Origin of the sequence: Hyalangium versicolor, from assembly GCF_020103695.1 — a bacterium.
GTDB lineage: Bacteria > Myxococcota > Myxococcia > Myxococcales > Myxococcaceae > Hyalangium > Hyalangium versicolor.
In genome coordinates, this window is the sequence record NZ_JAHXBF010000025.1 from 20,716 (window position 1) to 40,419 (window position 19,704).

Below are 19,704 nucleotides of genomic sequence, written 5' to 3' on the forward strand. Positions count from 1 at the left end.
GATCAGGCCAGCTTGCGCGTCCGGTCCGCCTGCGACTCAGCGCTCTTGAGCGGCAGGCGCACCTCGCACCGGGTGCCCTTGCCGTACTCGCTGCTCAGCTGGATCTGCCCACCGTGCCGCAGGACGATCCGCCGGCAGAGCGCCAGGCCCAGTCCCGTGCCCTCGCCTGCCGCGCGGGTGGAGAAGAATGGCTGGAAGAGCTTCTCCATGTCCTCCGGCTTGATGCCCACGCCCGAGTCTGTCACGGACACCACCGCCATGTCTCCATCGCGCTCGGTGGCCACCTTCACCCGCCCGCTCATCCCCACGGCGCGCAGCGCGTTGTCCAGCAGGTTCACCCAGACCTGATTCAGCGAGCCGGGATCTCCCATCACCGGCACATCGCACCGGTAGTCGCGCTCCACCACCACACCCGTGGGCACCCGCCACGCGAGCACGTTGAGCGTGGAGTCCAACGACTGCTCCAGGCTCACCGGCACAGGCTTGTCGCTGGAGCGCACGAAGGACAACAGCGACTCGGCGAGGTAGCGGATGCGCGTTCCGCACTCCTCGATGACCTCGATCATCTCCTTCGAGGTGGCCAGATCCGGCGTCTCGCCCAACACGCTGTCCTTCAGGGGCAGCAGCGCGTTCATCAGCCCGTTGAGAGGGTTGCGCACCTCGTGGGCGAAGCCGGAGGTGAGCAGGCCCGTGGCCGCCAGCCGCTCGTTCTCCGCGGCACGCACCGCCGCCTCGCGCAGTCGCAGCTGCGCCTCGATGCGAGCCAGCAGCTCGCGCGGCGAAAAGGGCTTGCCCAGGTAGTCGTTCGCGCCCACCCCGAGCCCCTCCACCTTCTCGGATACCTCCTGCCGCGCGGTGAGCAGGATGACGGGGATGTCCGCCGTCTCCGGCATCCCTCGCAGCTGGGTCAGCATCTGCAGGCCGGACATCACCGGCATCATCACGTCCGAGACGATCAGATCCGGCCGGTCCTTGAGGGCCCGGTGACAGCCCTCCTCTCCGTTGACGGCCTCCAGCACGTGGTAGTCGCCGCGAAGCACGCTGGTGACGAAACCCCGAATCTCCGTGTCGTCCTCCACCACCAGGACGCGCGGCGCGTTGGGCGGGGCCTGATCCTCCTGAGCCGCCAGCCCCACATCCGAGGTCGGCGAACCCGAGCGCACCGCCGGCAGGTTGCCCGAGTAGGAGCGGCGATCGCGCCGGGTCGGCATCTCCACCACGCGCCGATCGCGCAGGTCCTCGCGGATGTGCGCCGTACCCTTGGGCAGCTGAACGTGGAAGGAGGAGCCCCGGCCCACCTCGCTCGTCACGCCGATGCGGCCGGCGTGCAGATCCACCGTCTCCTTCACCAGCGCCAGGCCGATTCCCGTGCCGCCGAAGCGGCGAGTGCCCGTGGAGTCCGCCTGGGCGAAGCGATCGAAGATGACGGGGATGTCCTGCGGCGCGATGCCCGGGCCGGTGTCCACCACCTCCACGTGCACGGCGGACTCATCCTCGGTGAGGCGCACCGTGACGGTGCCATCCTGGGTGAACTTGAGCGCGTTGGAGATGAGGTTCTGGAAGACGATCTCGATGCGCTCCACGTCCGCGTGGATGGCCTGCACCGTCCTGCCCTCGAGCGCCAGCCGGATTCCCTTCTTCTCCGCCATCACCCGGAAGGGCGCCAGCAGCGTGCCCAACAGCCCGAACAGCTCCACCGGCTGATAGCGCAGGCGCGTCTTCCCCGCCTCCATCTGCGCCAGGTCCAGCAGGTTGTTGATCAGCTTGAGCAGGCGCTGGGCGCTGCGATCCATCGTCGCCAGGTGCTGGCGCACCGGGTTGGGGATGGTGGCCGGATCGCGCTGCAGCAGCGACTCGAGCGACAGGAGGATCAGCGTGAGCGGCGTGCGCAGCTCGTGGCTCACGTTGTCGAAGAACTCGCTCTTGAGCCGCGTCAGCTCCTTCTGAGTGATGAGCGCCGTCTCCAGCTTGGCGTTGGTCTCGGTCAGCTCTCGCGTGCGCTCGGAGACGCGGTCCTCCAGGGCCACGTTGCTCTGGTAGACCTCGTCATAGCGCCGCTCCAAATCCCTCAGGGACTGCTCCAGGCCCTCGTTCTGCGCGGCGAGGTACTCGTCCTTGCGCTTCACCTCCTGGCGCGCGTCCAGCCACGCACCAAAGAAGGCCGTGCCGAGCGCCACCGCGGGCACCAGCACCGGCAGCGGCCCCAGCCCCAACAACCCCATGCCGGTGCCCACCGCCACGCCCGCCAGCAGCCCCGCGCCCATGCGCCAGCCTCGCACGGGCTCGTGCCACGTCAGCTCGTAGCGACACCGGTCCGCCCCGCGCACCTGGCACTGCAGCTCCAGCACTCGGGCCGGAGGCATGTCCCAGATCGTCGGCAGATAGGCGAACTGCGCCATGCGCCCCTCGCACAGGTGCCGGTTCCGCTCCGGCAACGTGCTGTGGTACGCGAGCACCATGTGGTTGTTGCTCATCACCTCGATGTTGAACTGGCCCACCTTGTTGAACGTGGGCAGCAGCTCCACCGTCTTCCGGTAGCAACTGGCCGGCGTGCCGAACGTGCGGAAGATGTGAAACAGGAACCCCAGCGCCTCGGGCGTGGCGATGAGCATGCCCGCCTTGCGCGGCAGGGCCGGATCCCCCGTCTCGACGACCAGCGCCTCGACCAGCCGCTCCAGGAAGTCGAGCGACACGAAGTTTGTCATCGTCGAGACGTAGTCGAGCGACAGCTTGAAGCCCTGGCGCTTCCAGAACTCGCGCAGGCGCTCCTCGCCGTACTGCCTCCGGAAGTAGAGCAGCAGGAAGTTGATGGCGCGCACGCCGACGTGGGGCGCGTCATCCGGGATCACCTCCGGCGGTACGGCCGGAGCCGCTTCAATCGCCTGAGAGGGTGAGGTGGAATCCATTACTGCTTCTGCCCTTCCGTTATCAGGAGGACAGCGTACTTCAGAGTGTCCGGATCGCACAGCATCGCCAGGTATCTGTCGGCGAACTCTCGGTAGGCTGCCAGGCTCCCGAAGGCGGGGGCGGCGATCGCCTCCAGCGCCTTGAAGCGGGTCGCCCAGTCCTCCATCTGGCGAGCATCCGCCGCCCCGGCCTCCACATACAGGGGCGCGAGATGCACGCGCACCTGATTCAGGCCAACACGGCGAAACAGGTGAAACATCTTGCGACCCACCTGGACATCCAGGCCCGCGGCAGCCTTGGCGGCCGCGGCGACCTTCTGGATCCCCTCGCGGAGATCTTCCGGAAACGGCCAGCCCAGATCTCCCGGACCATCCACGTCGGCCACGACGATCCGTCCGCCGGGGCGCGTCACGCGGACGAGCTCCGCCAGCCCCTCCTCGGGGGCCCGGAGGTACTCGAAGACGAACTGGCTCCAGACGTAGTCGAAGGAGTCCGCCGGCAGCCCCGTCTTACACACATCCGCCTGAACAAAGCGACACTGAGGCAGGCCCGAACACAGCTTTCGAGCTTCCTCCAGGCGCTTGTCACTGAGATCCAACCCCACGACGCTCCCACCTGACCCTACCACCTCCGCCATCATCGCGGTGATGAGGCCGGGCCCGCAGCCCGCGTCGAGCGCGGCCATGCCCGGGGCGAGCCCGGTGCTCAGCAGGTGGCGGGTGACGGGCAAGGCTCGGGCCTGCTCCAGCAGCCGCCGTGTCTCCTGCTCGGACTCCATGGGGTAGCCACTCACGCCGCGGATTCCTCTTCTTCCTGCTGCATCCGCACGGAGGAGCGAGTCTGGAGGCGCTCGAAGACAGCGGCCATCAACATCTGCCACGTCCTCGCGGTGCTGCGGTGGAAGGTGTGCTCACAGACTCGGCCGAACCAGCCGAAGCCCATGGCGACCAGGGACTCCACCTCCTCGTCCTGCACGAGCGCCAGTGCCGAGCGCTTGCCCTGCTCCCAGGCGTGCTCGATGCAGCGGGCGGCGAGCGCCTCGCGTGCCTCCTGGGCCTGAGGATGGTTCGGGTCATCCATGAGGAAGGAGAAGGCGTTCGTCATCTCCGACCAGCTCAGGCCCGGTGTGGCGTCCTCCGAGAGCGCGACGGCCAGCGGCCCCCGCTCTCCGTCCACCACGAAGACGGAGCGTCCGCGCTTGAGCCCGAAGGCCGCGAAGCGCTGGCTCAGCGTGGGCAGCGCCGCCTCGGAGGCCTGGAGATCATCCGCCATCATGCGCACCACCTCGCCGCGCGAGCGCAGGTGGGCCTCGATCCACCGCAGATCCGCCTCTGTGGCCTCACGGACAGGGAGCAGCCCCCGCCTCGGCCGAGGCGCCTCGGTGAGCGCCAGCCGCACGTAGTTCAGCATGCGCAGGCTGGTGAGCCCGTCCAGGTGCATGCTGCGAGCGATCCAGCCGAAAACGCGGTCCGGCCACTTGTTCTGGATGCGCCAGTAGACGCGCACGTAGTTCACGTCCTCGAGGGACTCGGCGTAGTCCACGCTCAGCGCGGACAGATCCCTCGAGATGCTCTCGCCCCGGCGCACCGTGGGCAGCACCATGAGGTGCTGGAGCATCCACGTGCGCGAGTACATCCTCACTCCGGACGCGTGGCCAATGAGTTGCAGCCCATCGCGATAGACGAAGGACCGGGCGATCTCGTCGCTGGCGGCGGCCAGCTTGCGGTGCGTCTCCTCCAACACCTCCAGGTGGGGCCCGTCCTCGAACGGATAGTCGGGATAGACGTGGCGCACGGTCCGGACGATCTCCCAGATCTTCCGGAAGGGCTCGTTGGAACCATCCCAGACCTGGGGGCAGCGGGCCTGAACGAAGGCGTTGGTGACGGCCTGACGCGCCTCGGGCTGAACATGGAGCAGCCGCACTCCGCAGCGGAACGGCCGGGCGAGCCCCCCTGCGGTGTGATCGAGCAGCGGAGAGTTGTCACGCACCTCCGCGCTGCAAGGCGCCCGCGTGCCATCCGGCAGCACGAGGGTGAAGTTGTGGATGGCGAGCCCGACGGGCAGCACCTCGCGGGCGGCGTCGTAGACGAAGGACAGCCCCACCGCGTGCAGGTCCATCACCGGGTGCTGGATGTGCTCTCCGGTGATGGGAGACACGAAGGAGATCGCGAACGGCTGCTCCTCCCCAGCGCGGAAGCGCGTGCTGCTGCGCCGGTGATACATGGACAGGCTGCGCGGCAGCGACAGGATGATCCCATCCGACTCGATGCGGACCACGGAGGCGAAGCCGCGGTAGCTCTTGCCGCTCAGGTCGAAGAGCAGTTCCACCACGTCGCCCGCGTTGGCCTCCCAGTGCTGGGGCAGCGCGCACCGCAACACGGGGAGCAGCCCGTCCTCGCTTTCGACGAGCGTGGCCGCCAGTTCCTCGGGCCGCCGCACGCCCTGCACCAGGGTGCACTGGAGCATGCCCTGCCGCAGTCCACGCCGCAGCACCGCGAGCACGCGCACCCGATCATCGAGGACCGCCAGCTCCACGTAGCCGACGCTGGCCCCCGTCTGCTCCATCTGGATGCCGACGCGGAAGAAGGCATCCCCGCGCGTGCGATCCAACCCGATGTGCCGCACGAAGCCGCCGCTGGCGCGCAACACCACCTGCCCCGCGCGCTCCATGCGGAAGTCGAAGAGCCGCGTGCCAGGAGGGAGCCGCTCGATGGGCGCATCCACGGGCAGCCGCACCAGGCATCCCTCGTTGCCCACGTTCACGCATTCTGCGCGCAGGCGCTGGCCATCCACACTGAAGGAGGCCTCCAGCCCCACCGCGGGCACGCGCCGCGACGAGCGCTGGCGCATCAACTCACCCAGGTTGCGCGTCACCTCCTCGACGGGAGCGGTCGGATCCACGGTGTGGAACTCGTGACCCTCGGCGGCCACGTTCACCAGCTCACGCATCGCCTCCGTCTGGGACTTGGGGCACAGGAACACCCGCAGCGCCCTGGGGGCCAGTCGATCCAGATCCCGAAGGAACCGCCGCGCATCCACCGCATCCGCCAGCACCACATCGGGCACGCGCTCCGCCAGGGTGCGCGCCGCATCATCTCGCGAAGAGACGGCGACGATCTGCCGAGGAGAGAGAGCCGCCACCAGGCCTGCGCGCAACACCGGGTCTGGGTGGACGATCAACACCGACTGCTCTTGCGAGCTCATCAGCACCTCCTGCAGCGCGCGCCTTCGGTGCTCAGCCAGGCCTGCTTCATTTCTGCCTCTCCATGCGCGCCAGGGAGCGCCCCGGCCGTCGCCAGGGGCGCGGGCCAGGGAGCGAAGTCTGGGGCGCAAAAAGTTAACCGCTTTCCACAGTGAAGAAAAGTTGCCCCAGCGGGTTCCGCCGTGGATCGCAATGAACGAAGCGCGGCCCCTCACCCACGAATGCGCGTCTTCCGGAAACACCCGGAGCTGATGGTTCCTCAGGGAGCGCCCTCCTTACGGACGTTGGCCTCATCGCGACGAGCCGATTAAAAGAATCCTGTGAGGAGGGCCGATGGGCGCCGACACCGACTATGAAGCCAGGATCCAAGAGCTGAAGCATTCTCTCAACGCAGTCATCCTGGCGCACTATTACCAAGAGAGTGAAATACAGGACGTTGCGGACTTCGTTGGAGACAGTCTGGCGTTGGCGCAGGCGGCGGCGAAGACGAAGGCGGACGTCATCGTCTTCTGCGGCGTCCACTTCATGGCGGAGACGGCGAAGATCCTCAACCCGACGAAGCAGGTCCTGCTGCCGGATCTCAAGGCAGGGTGTTCGCTATCGGATCGGTGCCCGCCAGCGGCCTTCAAGGCCTTCAAGGAGAAGCACCCGGACGCCTTCGTGGTGAGCTACGTGAACAGCTCGGCGGCGGTAAAGGCGATGAGCGACGTCATCTGCACGTCCTCCAACGCGGTGAAGATCGTCAACCAGGCGCCGAAGGATCGGCAGATCCTCTTCGCGCCGGATCAGCACCTGGGCCGGCATGTGATGAAGCAGACGGGCCGGGACATGGTGCTGTGGCCGGGCAGCTGCATCGTCCACGAGATCTTCAGCGAGAAGAAGCTGGTGCAGCTCAAGGTCGAGCACCCCGACGCGGAGGTGGTCGCCCATCCGGAGTGCGAGCAAGCGGTGCTGCGGCACGCGGACTTCATCGGATCCACCAAGGGCATCCTCGATCACGTGGTGGCCAGCCCGAAGCAGAAGTTCATCGTCGTGACGGAGGCGGGGATCCTCCACCAGATGCAGCTCAAAGCACCGGGCAAGACGTACATCCCTGCCCCGCCGGATAACGGGTGCGCCTGTAACGAGTGCCCGTACATGAGGCTCAACACGATGGAGAAGCTCTACCGCTGCATGAAGGACCGGACGCCGGAGCTGATCCTCCCCGCGGACCTTCAGGCCGCTGCCCGAGCCCCGCTGCAGCGCATGCTGGAGTGGTCCTGACGCAGAGCGTCGTAGCGCCAGGACTGTCGTCCAGCTCAGCAATCACGAACTCGCTGCTTGCACCGGAAAGGCCGGGGTGAGATGGAGCACCCGTGGGCTTTCGATTCCTAGCCGTCCCCGGTCACCGCCTCGTCGATCACCCTCGCGCGCTGCCGGATGAAGATCGCCTCGAGCCGGATCTCCCCCCCATCCCGGAGGCTGCGGAGCGCGCCCTCGCGAGCGCCGAGTTCCGCGACGTCCGCGCCCGTGACAGGCTCCGTTCGCTGCTGCAAAGCGATCGGCCGCCGAAGCTGGGTTCTCCCGGTGCGGGCTTTGGCCCATCGGCCGTGTTCGCCCAACCTCCCCAGGATCTGCCGGCGCTGCTGCGTCTGGCGGATGAGTTGGAGACGCTGGCCCGTCGCGAGGCGGGTGAGCGCGCGCTCGTGTGGAAGTGCGCGGAGTGCGGGGCCCGCTACGCGGTGCCCGTGGCGCTGGTGAGGCCGGTGTCCATCCGCTGCGAGCGGTGTGGCACTCCGGTGGATCTCAGCGCCCCGCACAGCCTGGGCGAAGAGGCGCTGATCGATCCGTTCCTCGGCGCGGTGAATCAATGCCGCCGGGAGCTGGCCGCCTTCTTCCGCGAGGCGATGGCGCGCGGCTGGCCCGTGCTGGTGGCGGCGGGAGAGCGGCCCTCCATGGCCGGCGGCGAGCCGGCCCGGGAGTAACGGCCGTCAATCAGATGAAGACTCCGGCGGACGCGTCATAGCGCGCGTCCTCGAGATTCAGTGCCGGGGCCTGGTTGCGCAGGGCGTCCATCACCTCGTGCTTGCCGCCCTTGCACTTGGAGCACTCGCACTGGCCCTTCTTGCAGGTGCAGTCGGCCTTGGAGCCGCACTGGCACTTGGCGGTGAGCAGCTCGTCCACTTCCTTGAGCGGGTTCTGCGCCGGGCGCGCCTGGGACTCCCCGTCCTTCTTCACCACCGGGGGGGTGGACGACTGCTTCGTGGCCGCGTGCCCGTGAGCCTCACAGGCATGCCCCACGCCCGGTGCCAGCAGCACTCCGCCCGCCATGCACAGGGCCGCTACCGTCAAACCGATGCGCTTCATCTGCTTCCTCCTTCGGGCACACCCTGCAACAGCCCGCGACATGATCCATGAGCCGCCGGCGCCTATACCCCAGCGCCTCGCCTCTGCCAAGCACGCTATCACACTTCTGCCCACCTTGCAGCCGGGACGCGCCGCGGAGGCAGCCACTGCTCGCAGAGGAAGAGGGCGCCGCGTACAGTCCGCCCGCCTCCCGTGTCCGAACGAACCGACCGTGTCCTTTATGCCGTGGCCCTGCTGATGGGGGTGGCGCCGCTGTGGGTTGCGCGCTCCCTGCCCATGGTGGACCTGCCGCAGCACCTGCACCTGATCTCGGTACTGCACCGGTTGGATGATCCGACCACGCTCTACCCGGAGTTCTTCGCCGCGCGGCACGCGTTCACGCCGTACCTGGGCTACTACTACCTGGTCAGCGCGCTGAACTGGCTGCTGCCGCTGGAACTGGCCAACCGCGTCTTCCTCAGCGCCTACGTGGTGGGGCTGCCGCTGTCTCTGGCCTTCCTGCTGCGTGCGCTGGGCCGGCCCGTGTGGCCCTCGCTGCTCGCGCTGCCGTTCGCCTATGGCGACAGCTTCGCGTGGGGTTTCGTGAACTACTGCGCCTCGCTGCCGCTGGCCATCCTGTGCTGCGGCCTCTTCGTGAGGACCCTCACCGACGCGAGCCGCCGCCGTACCTGGGCCCTGGGATTGGCCGCGTGCCTCGTCGCCGTGCTCGTGTTCCATGTGCAGGCCTTCTTCTTCCTGGGGCTCGGCCTGCCCTGGCTTCTGCTCACCACGCGCGTGCCGGAGGACGGTGACTCTCGGGGCTTTCGCGCACGGCTGAGTCCTCGGGTCCCAGCGCTCGTGGGCGTGGCTCCGGGCGTGGCCCTGTTCCTGGGGTGGGTGGCGTTGCGGCTCGGCCAGCCCTCTGAGATTGCTCCCGGCCAGCCGTGGAAGGCCTGGGGACCGATGCTGTCTCCGGAGAACCTCTCCTATAAATCCTTCGACCAGAACCGGGACGAGTTCCTCCAGGTGCTCGCCAACCTCTTCCATGATGGCTCGGACCGGTGGCCGCTCTACGCGGTGGGCGTGGTGGGCGCCGTGGCGCTGGTGCTGGGACTGGCGCTCGGAGGACCTCGCCCCGAGGGGCCCGTGGCCCGCTTCCGCATGCTCGGGCTGGGGCTGATCGCGGTCGTCCTCTTCTTCGCGCTGCCCTTCGACATCCGCGGCTACATCTATTACCTCAACACGCGGTACGCGCACCTGGCCGCAGCGCTCCTCATCGCCAGCGTGCCCGTCACCCGGCCTGGCCACCACCGCCGGCTGTTGTGGGCCAGCGCCGCGTGCGCGCTCCTGCTCGGCGGAGTGCTCGGCCGAGGCTTCCGCGCCTTCTCCCGCGAGGCCACCGAGTGGGACACGCTCGTGAAGGCCACGGCGCCCAAGCCTCGGGTGATGGGGCTCATCTTCGAGACCCGCTCTTATGTGGTGCGCTTCCCCGTGTTCCTCCACAGCGCCGCGGTGCTCGCGCGCGAGCGCGGGGGAGTCACCAACTTCAGCTTCGCCCTCACGCCCCACTCGCCCCTGCGCTACACGGGCACTCCACCGCCCACGTTCCCGTCCGAGTGGCGGCCGCAAGAGTTCAACTACGACACGATGGGCGGCTTCTACGATCATTTCCTCGTGCGCGGCGCCCACCCCGCGCAGATCTTCGGCGCGCGGCTCGGGACGGAGCTGGCCGTGGTGGCACACGTGGGCAACAACTGGCTCGTCCGCCGACGATGAACGAACAGGTTTCCCAGGATGAATCCCCCCAGTTGGCGGTGCGCCGGAATGAGCAGCTCGGCCAGCAGTACCTCGAGAGCCTGAGAGCCTTCGCCACGGGCGACACGATCTCGGCCTTTCGCGCCAAGGCCACCCACGCTCGCCCATCCCGGATGACCCTCCAGGTGTCCGAACATGAGCACATCGAGCTCACGCCACCGGCCCTCTCGTTCACCAACCACAGCTGCGATCCCAACGTGTACTTCGACGTCGAGAAGTGGGCACTGAGCGCGCTCCGGCCCATCGCGGCGGGCGACGCACTCACCTACTTCTATCCGTCGACCGAGTGGACCATGGCCTCGCCGTTCGAGTGCCTCTGCGGCAGTCCGCGCTGCCTGAGGAGGATCGCGGGCGCTTCGCAGATGCCGAAGCGTGCACTCCAGGGCTACCGCCTTGCTCCACACATCACGAAGCTCCTAGAAGAGAGCTCCATGCCCAAGTCCCTCGAGCCCCGCCCCCTGTTCGATGCGCTGCGCTCCGGCGCCCCGCTCCCCGACTTCGCACCGGAAGCCGTGGAACAGGCGCGTACCCTCGCGGCCGACCCGGCTGCGGCCACGCCTGCCGCCGTCGAGGCCCTCCCGCCCCTACTCGCCGAGGCCATCCTCGAGGGCGCTGTCCTCGCGGGCAGCACCGCGCTCCCGGAGGCCCTGACGCAGTCCAGCGTGAAGCCCCTGGCCAAGTCGGCCAAGAAGGCGCTCTACCGCTTGCGCTCGAAGGGCGTCGCCGTCGCCGAAGCCCCGCGCCCCGCGCCCGAGCCCACCCGCGCCCCGGAGCCCGAAGCCCTCTCCTGCCTCGTCACCAGCATCACCACGGATGGCAAGCGCGGCTTGATCCTCGGCCGGATCCTGCGCGGCAGCGGCATCGAGGCGGCCCAGGTGATCTTCTCGGATGAGCTCGGCGTGGTGGAGCTCACGCTCAACGAAGTCACCCGCAGCAGCTACCGCCGGCGCATCAAGGAAGCGACCGAGCCCCAGTACGCCATCGAGATCTCTCGCGAGGAGGCAGTCAAACTGCTCGGCGAGGCCACGGCTCTCAACCTGAGCTCGCGCACCCCCTTCCCCCAGGATCTGGAGCCCGCGATGCGCCACTACGGCGCGCAGCCCTCCAACACCGAGCCCACCGTGCCTCCCCCCGAGCCCGAGGACGTGAAGGGCGTCATGGAAGGCCACACCCTCCACGAGACGCTGGAGATCTCCGCCTGGCTGCCCCCCGAGGCCGAGATGTACAAGGTGGTGGAGAAGATGGAGGAGATCGCCCGAAGCCCTCTGGCGCTCTCCGGGGCCCAACGCGAGGAGCAGACGCTGCAGGCGGTGCGCTCCATGGCCCGGGCCTTCTTCACCCCCGAGCGGCGCAAGCTCTACGGTCTGCGGCTCTGGAGGATGGCGGAGTTCTTCGAGCGAACCGACCGAGCGGACGCCGCCCGGGTGGCACGCTCCGAGGCCCGCCGGCTCTTCCACGGACCCGAGGAGCCCTTCTCCCGCTTCGCCGAGCGCCTCTTCGAGAAGGTCATCCACCTCTCGGGAGCCACCGCCGCGGCCCCCGGTGCTCCCGGCGCGGGAGCCTCCCCCCAGGCAGCATCACCGGCTCCAGCATCCCTGGAGCGGCGCAGCCCGGGGGGCCTCATCCTCCCGTGAGCCCACGCTGACGCCCCGCGTCAGGACTCGATGCGGGCGCGCAGCAGCAGGTCCAGGTTCTCGTCCTCCCAAGCCTGGGCTCGCTTGTAGTCGTGGAAGCGCCGCTCGTGCTCGATGAACTCGGGCGGATGTACGCACCGCCGCCCGTCCTCGCCCCGCCGCGTGCGGTACACGTGGTGGAGCATCTCGTGGAACACGATCCACTCGACGAAGTACCGGGGCACCACCGGCTGATCCAGCGCTGGATGGATCCGGATCACCTTCGAATCCGCCGAGTACGAGCCCATCTTGATGCTCTTGCGCGGGCCCTTCACCCGAGGCGCCGGGCCATAGGTGATGGCCGCGCTGATCCGACTCCGGAAGTAGCGCTCGTTGAGCCGCTCGAAGATGCGCCCCAGGTCGTGGTGCCGCCCCACCGGGTCCAGCCGCAGGCGCTTGCGCATCTGCGCGGGGGACATCCGCCGGATATAGGCCTTGTTGCGCTCGATGAACTTGTCGAGCTTCGCACTGGCGTCCGCGTCGCCATGACGCACGAACTCGGCCAGGGCCTGCAGCACGTCGTCTGGAGCGGCCAGGAACATGTGGTGCAGCCGCAGCCGGAACAGCGCGCGTTGGCGCTGGAACGTGAGCATCGTGTGCGTGTTGTCGTGGATCTCGATGGCTACCTTCGCTCGCAATCTCGTGCGAAGGCGTCGCTCCAACACGCGACGCCATACCTTGAGCAACCGGTTGGGCTCGGGAACCGCCGGGTGCTGCCGCGCGAGCCGCGCAGCGGGGTAACTCCGCTTGCTGACTACGTTTTTGGTCTTCTGGCGCGCCATAGGTCAGCGCGGGATTCTAAGAGCCGGTCTGACACCGTGTAAACGAGAGCCAGGGAGCGGAAATCCTAGGAAATCCAACGACTTAGAGCCACTCAAACGCACCAGGGCCCACTTGTCCGGCGTGAGGGCAGGCCGTCAGATACGGGGCCAAACCCGCGTTATCTGGAGTTTTTCCTACATCGGATCTCGTACACGTACGGTTCCCTCAATGAGGGCTTCAGGAGCTTGATGTCGCTCCCTTCCCTCCTTCGCCGGGGAGGGCACGACCAGTCGACCGTGATCTGGCCTGCCGGGAAGGAGAGCACCTTGTTGGGCTCGATCTTCTGGCCATCGACCCGGATGACCGCCGAGTTCGTCTTGAACTTCACCGAGACCCCGGGCTTCGCCGGAGCCGCAGCCACCGGAGCCGCGGCGACAGCGGCGGCCTCGGCCCCCGCCTTGTCACCCTGGGCCGCTGGCTCGGTCTCTCCACCGGAGCCTGCGGCGGGAGTCGGATCCGCCGGGTTGGCGGCAGCGACAGCGGTCTCCGCGCCGGCCGCCCCACCTGGGGAGTCGGCTGGAGGCGTCGCGGCACCGGAACCCGAGGGCTCCTGCTGGCCGGACTCGGGAGCAGGGTTCGGGTTCGGGTTCGCAGCCGCAGCCAGAGCCTCAGAGCCATTGGTTGGCGTGGGCGTCGGAGCCACCGGTGCGGCCTGCGACGGAGGAGGCGGACCGGGCGAGCTCGCAGCGCTCTTGGGAGGGCCCAGGGGGCCATCGGGCCGAGTGGGCTCCCCGGAATCGGAACTCAAGGCCCAGAGGAGGCCCAGCCCGAGCAACAACAGCACGGCCGCCGCCACCACGGCGACGATCAGCCCTCGGCTGCGAAGCATGGAGGGCTCGGGCTCCGCCTCGTAGCCGGCCGTGGACTCATCGTCCTCCGCATCCGGGCGGATGCCGTCCGTCGGATCGGCATCGTCGTCGAAGAGACCCGAGACGCCTCCCGAATCGGTCTCCGGGGGCAGTTCCTCATCTTCCTTCACGGCCTTCCGCTGCCGGGAGGCTCGCTGGTTTACCGTGGGCTGCGTCAGCGAGATGGAATCGGCGGGCTCTTCCTCCACCAGGCGGCGACGCTGGCCCGTGGTAGAGGGCGCCACGGGGCCTTGCGAAGCGGGCGGTTCCCCGAAGCGCCGACGCTGGCCCGTCGTGGGTGGCGTCACCGAGATGTCCCCGGAGTTCTCGTCGGGCTCGCCTTCGTCCCCCTGCTCGTCCATCTGCTCGCCGGACTCTTCGTCGACGTCGTCTTCTTCCGAGTCCCGGCGCGCCCGCTGGTTCAGGGTCGGCTGCGTCAGCGAGATGGACTGGGCGGGATCGTCCTCCTCTTCCTCAGTGAGCGGACGGCGCGACTGGGGCGTGGCCGGGCGGCGCGCACGCGGCTCCGTGTCCCGCTCGATGGGAGGCGTGGGCCGGCGCGGTGACGCAGGGGCCGCCGAGGGATTGGACTGCGGGCGTGCCCGAACCCGCTCCTGCACCGTGGACTCGCCGGGCTCCGGAGGGCGGAAGCCGACGGGCACGGTGCCCACGGCAGTGCGCTCCTCGACTTCCTCCTCGAAGTCGTTGGTCTCGTCGATCTCCTCGGGCTCGTCGAACGGAACGGAGGCCCGAGCCTGCATCTCCCGAGGACGGGCCATCTGGGTAGGCGGCTCGGGCTCCGCGCTGTAATCCGGAGGCGCGGCCGCACCTTCACCCGTGGGACGCCGCGCGGGCCGAGCCGTGAGCCCGGGGGACATCGCCTGGGTGGCCTCCTTGCGGCCTGCCGACTTGGCGACGGGGATATGGAGGACGGTGCGCTCCTCCTCTTCGCCCATGAGCCGGGCGATGTACTCGGAGATGTCCGTGCTCTGCCGGATCACCCCCGACTCGAGGAAGGCCGCGAGGTCCGCCTCGACCTCGGAGGAGCGCTGGTAGCGCAGGGAGCGGTCCTTCACCAGACAGCGCATGACGATGCGCGACAGCTCGGTGGGATAGTCGTCGCGGAGCAGGTGGGGCGGCGACGGATCCTCGGAGCGGATGGCGTAGAGGATGCCCTCGGTGGTGGGCTTGGCGAAGGGGCTCTTCCCGGTGGTGATCTCGTACATCATCGTGCCGAGCGCGAAGATGTCGGCGCGGTGATCGAGCTTCTCCTGGGCCACCTGCTCCGGGGAGAGGTAGAGGAACTTGCCCTTGATGACGCCGGGCTTGCTGCGGTTGACGAGAGCGCCGGCCTTGGCGATGCCGAAGTCGACGATCTTCACCCGGCCGTTGTAGGCGATCATCACGTTCTGCGGGCTGATGTCGCGGTGGATGAGATCGAGGGGGCGGCCATCCACGCCCTTGGAGAAGTGGGCGTAGTCGAGCCCCGCGGCTACCTGCTTGCAGATGGCGGCGGCGACGCCAAAGGGGACGGTGGCGCCGAACTTGGACTCCTCCTGCATGACGCGGCGGAGATCGACGCCCTCGACGAACTCCATGGCGATGAAGATGGTGTTGTCGAGCTTCCCCAGTTCGTAGACCTGGACGATGTTGGGGTGGTGCATCTGCGCGGCGATGCGCGCCTCATCCAGGAACATCTGGAGGAACTCGGGCTCCTCCGAGAGGTACGGCAGGATGCGCTTGAGGACCACCAGCTCCGGCTTGGGAGGTTCCTGCGCAAGGAAGAGCTCCGCCATCCCGCCCACCGCGAGCCGCTTGATGAGGAGGTACTTGCCGAAGGGAATGGCAGTCTGGGGGGAGGTGGTGGAAATGGGGCGTCCCGCCGTAGCTGAATCAAGAAGGTTGGCTCGGGTCCCATCAGACCCGAGGTTTCCGGAGCTTACCCGCAAACACGAGATTCGTGGAGTCACCGGCTGACGGTAGGAGTTCCACCGGAGCGGCCGGCTCAAAGGAGCCCCCTCCCCGGCTGGGGAGGGGGTAAGACAAGGTAACCCTAGAGAGGGCTACGGGCTAGCAGTACCCGGCAGGTCGGTCGCACAATCCTGGGCGTAGAGGATGTGCGTGTAGGGGTTGTCGGTGCCGGGGATCATGCCCGCGTCACGGAACGCGTAGGAGCAGCTGGGGTAGGTGCCGCCATCATTCGGGTTGGTGAACCCGCCATCCGCGCAGCCCACGAAGCTGTAGGAATCCCACACGCCCCGGATGCCGTTGGTAAAGGTGACGGTGCCTCCGTCGTTGACGACGTTGCGCCAGTCACAGCGCGGCGTGCCGCCATCGAAGGTCACGCCAAAGGTCTTGTAGTTGCTCACCAGCACGCCGCCGGTGACCTCAAAGCCCAGATAGACGTCGTTCGTCGGATCGTCCGGCCGCTGCTTGAGCGCGGGAGGGTTGGCGTTGGTGATGGAGATGGGACCCGGGATGTGGACGCGAGCACCCATGTACTCGGGGTTGGGCTGGAGCGTGCCACCGTCGGAGTTGCCAAAGCCCGCGGGGACGGTGTTGTCCGCGGGAACCGTGGCAGTGCCCGTCTGGGTGATGATGAGGTTGCCCTTGATGTTGGGATCACCGATCTGGAACGCGCTCTTGATGGACGCACGATACGCGTCGCGCGTCTTCTCCTGGGCGTTCGAGGTGACGGTGTTGACGTCCGAGCCGATGGGATTGATGTGACGGAAGAGGCCCTCGATCGTCAGCTCGTCGCCCACCTTCGCGGCGTAGGGCTTGGGCACGTCCGTGTAGTACTTGTCGATCCAGATGCCCTCCTTCGGGAAGCACGGATCCACCACCCAGAACTGGGAGATGTAGTCGCCCTGGCCGCCCTTGGTGAGGTCATCCACCGCGACGACCACCAGGTGCTCCAGCTTCACCGCATCGCCCTGCTTCGCATTGGCACGGATTTGCCCGATGGGTCCGCGTCCCTGGTTGTCCGCAGCGGGGCACACGCGTGGGCCAGCATCGGCGCCCCCATCGGTTCCACCATCCGACTGCGTCCCGCCATCGCTGCATACGCCGGTGCAGCCATCGTCCGGGCCACCATCCGTCGGTGGCTCGTCACGGCCAGAACAGCCCACCATCGCAGTGGCCATCAACGCCACCGCGCCCAGAGTCTTCCGCAGATGCATCTACTTTCTCCTATGGATCTTCTGGCTCCGGCCTCCGTAGAGTCCGGCGCCTCCGGCCTGATACCTGACATCGGGCCTTATACCGGGGGGGTACATGGGCCGGCAAGGAAGCCCGACCGGCCTCCCGGTGACACACGCGTAAAATCAGAGGGTCGCACTCAGGCGAACAACGCCCTCATACCGTGAGCGAGATGATCCCCCGATTCCTGCAAGGCCTGAAGCCCACCCTCCACATCTCCCACCGCGGCGGAGCCCTGCTGGCTCCAGAGAACACCCTCCCCGCCTTCCACATGGCCGTGGAGCGCTACCGCACGCAGATGCTCGAGCTGGACGTCCACCTCACCCGCGACGGAGAGGTGGTCGTCGCCCACGACGACACCCTCGAGCGTTGCACCGATGCCTCCGGCCCCCTGGCCGCCCTCAGCCTCGCCGAGCTGCGTCGCGTCAACGCCGGCTTCCACTTCACTCCAGATCAGGGCCGCACCTTCCCCTTCCGAGCCCAGGGCATCCACATCCCCACCCTGCGCGAAGTCCTCCGCGCCTTCCCCGGCCTGCGCATCAACCTGGAGATGAAGCCGGAAGCCCCGGGCACCGAGGACGTCCTTCATCAACTGCTCCGCGAAGAGGGCGCCCTCGATCGCGTGTGCATGGGCAGCGAACACGACTCGGTGGCCGAGCGCCTGGCCGCTCGCATGCCCGACGCCTGCCACTTCTACCCCCGCGATGCCCTCACCACCTTCGTACTCTCCGTGCGAGGCGGTGAAACACCTCCAGTGGATCCGCGCTACACCGTCCTCGATATGCCCCTGTACTTCGGGGAGATCCGCCTCGTGGACGAGGACTTCCTCCGAACCACCGAGCGCCTCGGCCAGTGGGTCAATGTCTGGACCGTGGATGATCCCGAGGAGATGCGCCGCCTCGTGTCCGAAGGCGTCGGAGGTATCATGACCGACCGTCCGGATCTGCTGAGGCAGATCCTGGACCAGGCCCCTCACGCGCAGTAGGTCGAGTGCCCATGCCCCGCAACGTCTCGCGCAAGCGCCCCGCTCCCGCCACTCCCGCCGCCGAGCCTGCCGCGCCCTCCGTCTCCGAGCCCGCTCCCTCTCCGGAGGAGCCCTCCACGCCCTTCGCCCGAGAGACCCGACCCCGAAACGCCCTGCGCGCGAAACTCCCCAAGGCCAAGCGCTTCGTTGCCCTCGCCGGCAACATCGGCGCCGGCAAGACGACCGCCGCCAAGCTCATCAGCCAGTCCTTCGGCTTCGAGCTCTTCGACGAGCCCGTCATCGATAACCGCTTCCTCAAGGACTACTACGCCGACATGCGCCGCTGGAGCTTCACCCTCCAGCTCGAGTTCCTCATCCGCCGCGTGGAGCACCATGAGCTCATCCACTCGGTGAAGAAGAGCTGCGTGCAGGACCGCACCCTCTACGAGGACCCGGAGATCTTCGCCAAGTACCTGCACGGCCTGGGGCACATGTCGAACAAGGAGCTGGATCTCTACTACGAGTACTTCCAGCGCCTGTCGCGCTCCATCGCCCCGCCCGACAAGGTCATCTGCTTCTCGGTGGGCTCGGTCGACGTGCTGCTCGACCGCATCCGCACCCGCGGCCGCCAGGAGGAGCGCGGCATCCAGAGCCAGTTCCTCCTCGGCCTCAACGGCTACTACACCAGCTTCCCGCTCGTGCTTCAGGAGAAGTACGGCGTGGAGTGCCTCACCCTGGACGTCTCCAGCCAGGACATCCGCCGCGGCCGGGGCCGAGAGGAGTTCCTCGACCGCGTCTCCAGCTTCCTGGCCTGAGCCACCCTCCTGCAGCGCTCAGCGCTCCGCCTTCGGCGGCGGCGTCACCGACGTCTGCGAGATCAGCACCCACACCGAGTCCGTCTTCTCGCTGTAGAACATGGTGATGGCCACGTTGCGCCACCCGTGGTCGAACTTGAAGACGAACCCGAACGTCTCGTAGAGCGAGCGCTCGCGCAGCCCCTGCATGAAGCGGCCGTAGAAGTCCTTCACCTTCGTGCACGGCGCCACGTCGTCGAAGAAGTTGCGGCCGATCTGCCGGTCCCGGTTGATCCGCGCCAGCTTCGCCTCGGTCTGGTTGAACTTCAGGATGCGGCCCGAGCGGTCCAGTTGGATGAGCCCGAACGGCAGCGTGTCCAGATCGCCCTCTGTCAGGTGGTCAACCTGCCGCAACAGCTCGTCCGGCGTTCGCGACAGGGGAACGGCCCTCGACGACAGAGGGGCGGCAAGAGGGGGCGCCATGGGGATCCTCCAGGGGGGAAGAAGGTAAACAGACTGATAGGGAGCCGATGCGCCCTGGGCAACCAGGGACCCGAAATCCTCGACCAAAGAGGGAGTGTGACTATCTCGCGGCCGACATATGACCGCCTCCCCCGCCCGAGAACAGGAGCCTCCTCGTGAACGACACCCTGGCCAAGACCCCCCGCGACTCCGAAGTGGTGATGACCCAGCTGATCCTCCCGTCCGATGCCAACAACCTGAACTCGGCCTTCGGCGGCAAGGTCATGGAGTGGATCGACATCTGCGGAGCCATCGCCGCCCAGCGCCACTGCCGCCAGGTAGTGGTGACGGCCTCCATCGATGATCTGCACTTCCACTCGCCCATCCGCGTGGGGTGGATTGCCCAGCTGCGCGCGCGCGTGCTCGCCACCTTCCGCACCTCCATGGAGGTGGGAGTGACGGTGCACGCGGAGAATCCACTCACCGGCGAGCGCTCCCTCACCACCAGTGCAGTGATGACGTTCGTGGCGCTCAACAAGGACGGAGGCCGGGTGATGGTGCCCCCGCTGAAGCTGGAGACCGAGGAGGAGCGCGTCGCCGCGCACGAGGCCGAGGAGCGGCGCGCCCAGCGCATCGCACGCAAGAAGGAAGCCCAGGCCTGGCTCCGCGTCATGCCGGGCTGAGACGCCCG

15 protein-coding genes are annotated in these 19,704 nt (G+C 67.9%); 7 read left to right on the plus strand and 8 right to left on the minus strand.

Features of this window, described 5'->3' with window-relative positions; genetic code table 11:
• Window positions 1–2 precede the first annotated feature (2 nt).
• Genes KY501_RS40230 through KY501_RS40240 form a run of 3 tightly spaced genes read right to left on the minus strand, consistent with a single transcriptional unit; the run spans window position 3 to window position 6,111 of the window.
• Entirely contained in the window at window positions 3–2,906 is a 2,904-nt protein-coding gene (locus KY501_RS40230; protein ID WP_224369212.1) for an ATP-binding protein, read from the minus strand.
• The gene (locus tag KY501_RS40235) at window positions 2,906–3,700 is read right to left on the minus strand and encodes a class I SAM-dependent methyltransferase (RefSeq protein WP_309243037.1); all 795 of its coding nucleotides are present in this window, start codon (window positions 3,698–3,700) and stop codon (window positions 2,906–2,908) included. The genes KY501_RS40230 and KY501_RS40235 overlap by 1 nt, the downstream gene beginning before the upstream one ends.
• A complete protein-coding gene (locus tag KY501_RS40240; protein ID WP_224369213.1) occupies window positions 3,697–6,111 on the minus strand; it encodes a helix-turn-helix domain-containing protein in 2,415 nt (804 codons plus the stop codon). Before KY501_RS40240 ends, KY501_RS40235 begins: the two co-directional genes overlap by 4 nt.
• A 331-nt stretch (window positions 6,112–6,442) precedes the next feature.
• Here KY501_RS40240 and nadA point away from each other — a divergent pair, with 331 nt between their 5' ends.
• Window positions 6,443–7,372, plus strand: coding sequence for a quinolinate synthase NadA (gene nadA / locus KY501_RS40245; RefSeq protein WP_224369214.1), 930 nt, complete (start codon window positions 6,443–6,445; stop codon window positions 7,370–7,372).
• Window positions 7,373–7,464: 92 nt separating this feature from the next.
• Window positions 7,465–8,073 carry a zinc ribbon domain-containing protein gene (locus KY501_RS40250; RefSeq protein WP_224369215.1) on the plus strand — a complete coding sequence of 203 codons (609 nt, stop codon included), beginning with the start codon at window positions 7,465–7,467 and terminating at the stop codon, window positions 8,071–8,073.
• A 10-nt stretch (window positions 8,074–8,083) separates the two neighbouring features.
• Here the strand turns inward: KY501_RS40250 and KY501_RS40255 are convergent, their stop codons facing one another.
• Entirely contained in the window at window positions 8,084–8,455 is a 372-nt protein-coding gene (locus KY501_RS40255; RefSeq protein ID WP_224369216.1) for a metallothionein, read from the minus strand.
• A gap of 192 nt (window positions 8,456–8,647) precedes the next feature.
• Here KY501_RS40255 and KY501_RS40260 point away from each other — a divergent pair, with 192 nt between their 5' ends.
• Window positions 8,648–10,210, plus strand: coding sequence for a hypothetical protein (locus KY501_RS40260; protein ID WP_224369217.1), 1,563 nt, complete (start codon window positions 8,648–8,650; stop codon window positions 10,208–10,210).
• The gene (locus tag KY501_RS40265) at window positions 10,207–11,883 is read left to right on the plus strand and encodes an SET domain-containing protein-lysine N-methyltransferase (protein ID WP_224369218.1); all 1,677 of its coding nucleotides are present in this window, start codon (window positions 10,207–10,209) and stop codon (window positions 11,881–11,883) included. The genes KY501_RS40260 and KY501_RS40265 overlap by 4 nt, the downstream gene beginning before the upstream one ends.
• A gap of 20 nt (window positions 11,884–11,903) precedes the next feature.
• On the opposite strand, the gene KY501_RS40270 is transcribed toward KY501_RS40265, so the two are convergent.
• From KY501_RS40270 to KY501_RS40280, 3 genes are all read right to left on the minus strand, one after another.
• Window positions 11,904–12,704: a hypothetical protein gene (locus tag KY501_RS40270; RefSeq protein WP_224369219.1), complete on the minus strand. Its 801-nt coding sequence runs from the start codon at window positions 12,702–12,704 to the stop codon at window positions 11,904–11,906.
• 158 nt (window positions 12,705–12,862) lie between these two features.
• Window positions 12,863–15,562: a serine/threonine protein kinase gene (locus KY501_RS40275; protein ID WP_373691705.1), complete on the minus strand. Its 2,700-nt coding sequence runs from the start codon at window positions 15,560–15,562 to the stop codon at window positions 12,863–12,865.
• Window positions 15,563–15,655: 93 nt separating this feature from the next.
• Window positions 15,656–16,774, minus strand: a complete 1,119-nt coding sequence (locus tag KY501_RS40280; RefSeq protein WP_224369220.1) for a hypothetical protein — start codon at window positions 16,772–16,774, stop codon at window positions 15,656–15,658.
• A 191-nt stretch (window positions 16,775–16,965) separates the two neighbouring features.
• On the opposite strand from KY501_RS40280, the gene KY501_RS40285 reads away from it, so the two are divergent.
• Together KY501_RS40285 and KY501_RS40290 are read left to right on the plus strand one after the other, a co-directional pair.
• Entirely contained in the window at window positions 16,966–17,778 is an 813-nt protein-coding gene (locus KY501_RS40285) for a glycerophosphodiester phosphodiesterase family protein (RefSeq protein WP_224369221.1), read from the plus strand.
• A gap of 11 nt (window positions 17,779–17,789) precedes the next feature.
• Entirely contained in the window at window positions 17,790–18,572 is a 783-nt protein-coding gene (locus KY501_RS40290; RefSeq protein ID WP_224369222.1) for a deoxynucleoside kinase, read from the plus strand.
• Between the two features lie 18 nt (window positions 18,573–18,590).
• Here the strand turns inward: KY501_RS40290 and KY501_RS40295 are convergent, their stop codons facing one another.
• The gene (locus KY501_RS40295; protein ID WP_224369223.1) at window positions 18,591–19,034 is read right to left on the minus strand and encodes a PAS domain-containing protein; all 444 of its coding nucleotides are present in this window, start codon (window positions 19,032–19,034) and stop codon (window positions 18,591–18,593) included.
• Between the two features lie 155 nt (window positions 19,035–19,189).
• On the opposite strand from KY501_RS40295, the gene KY501_RS40300 reads away from it, so the two are divergent.
• Complete coding sequence (locus KY501_RS40300; protein ID WP_224369224.1) at window positions 19,190–19,696, plus strand: acyl-CoA thioesterase; 507 nt, start codon at window positions 19,190–19,192, stop codon at window positions 19,694–19,696.
• Window positions 19,697–19,704: the final 8 nt, after the last annotated feature.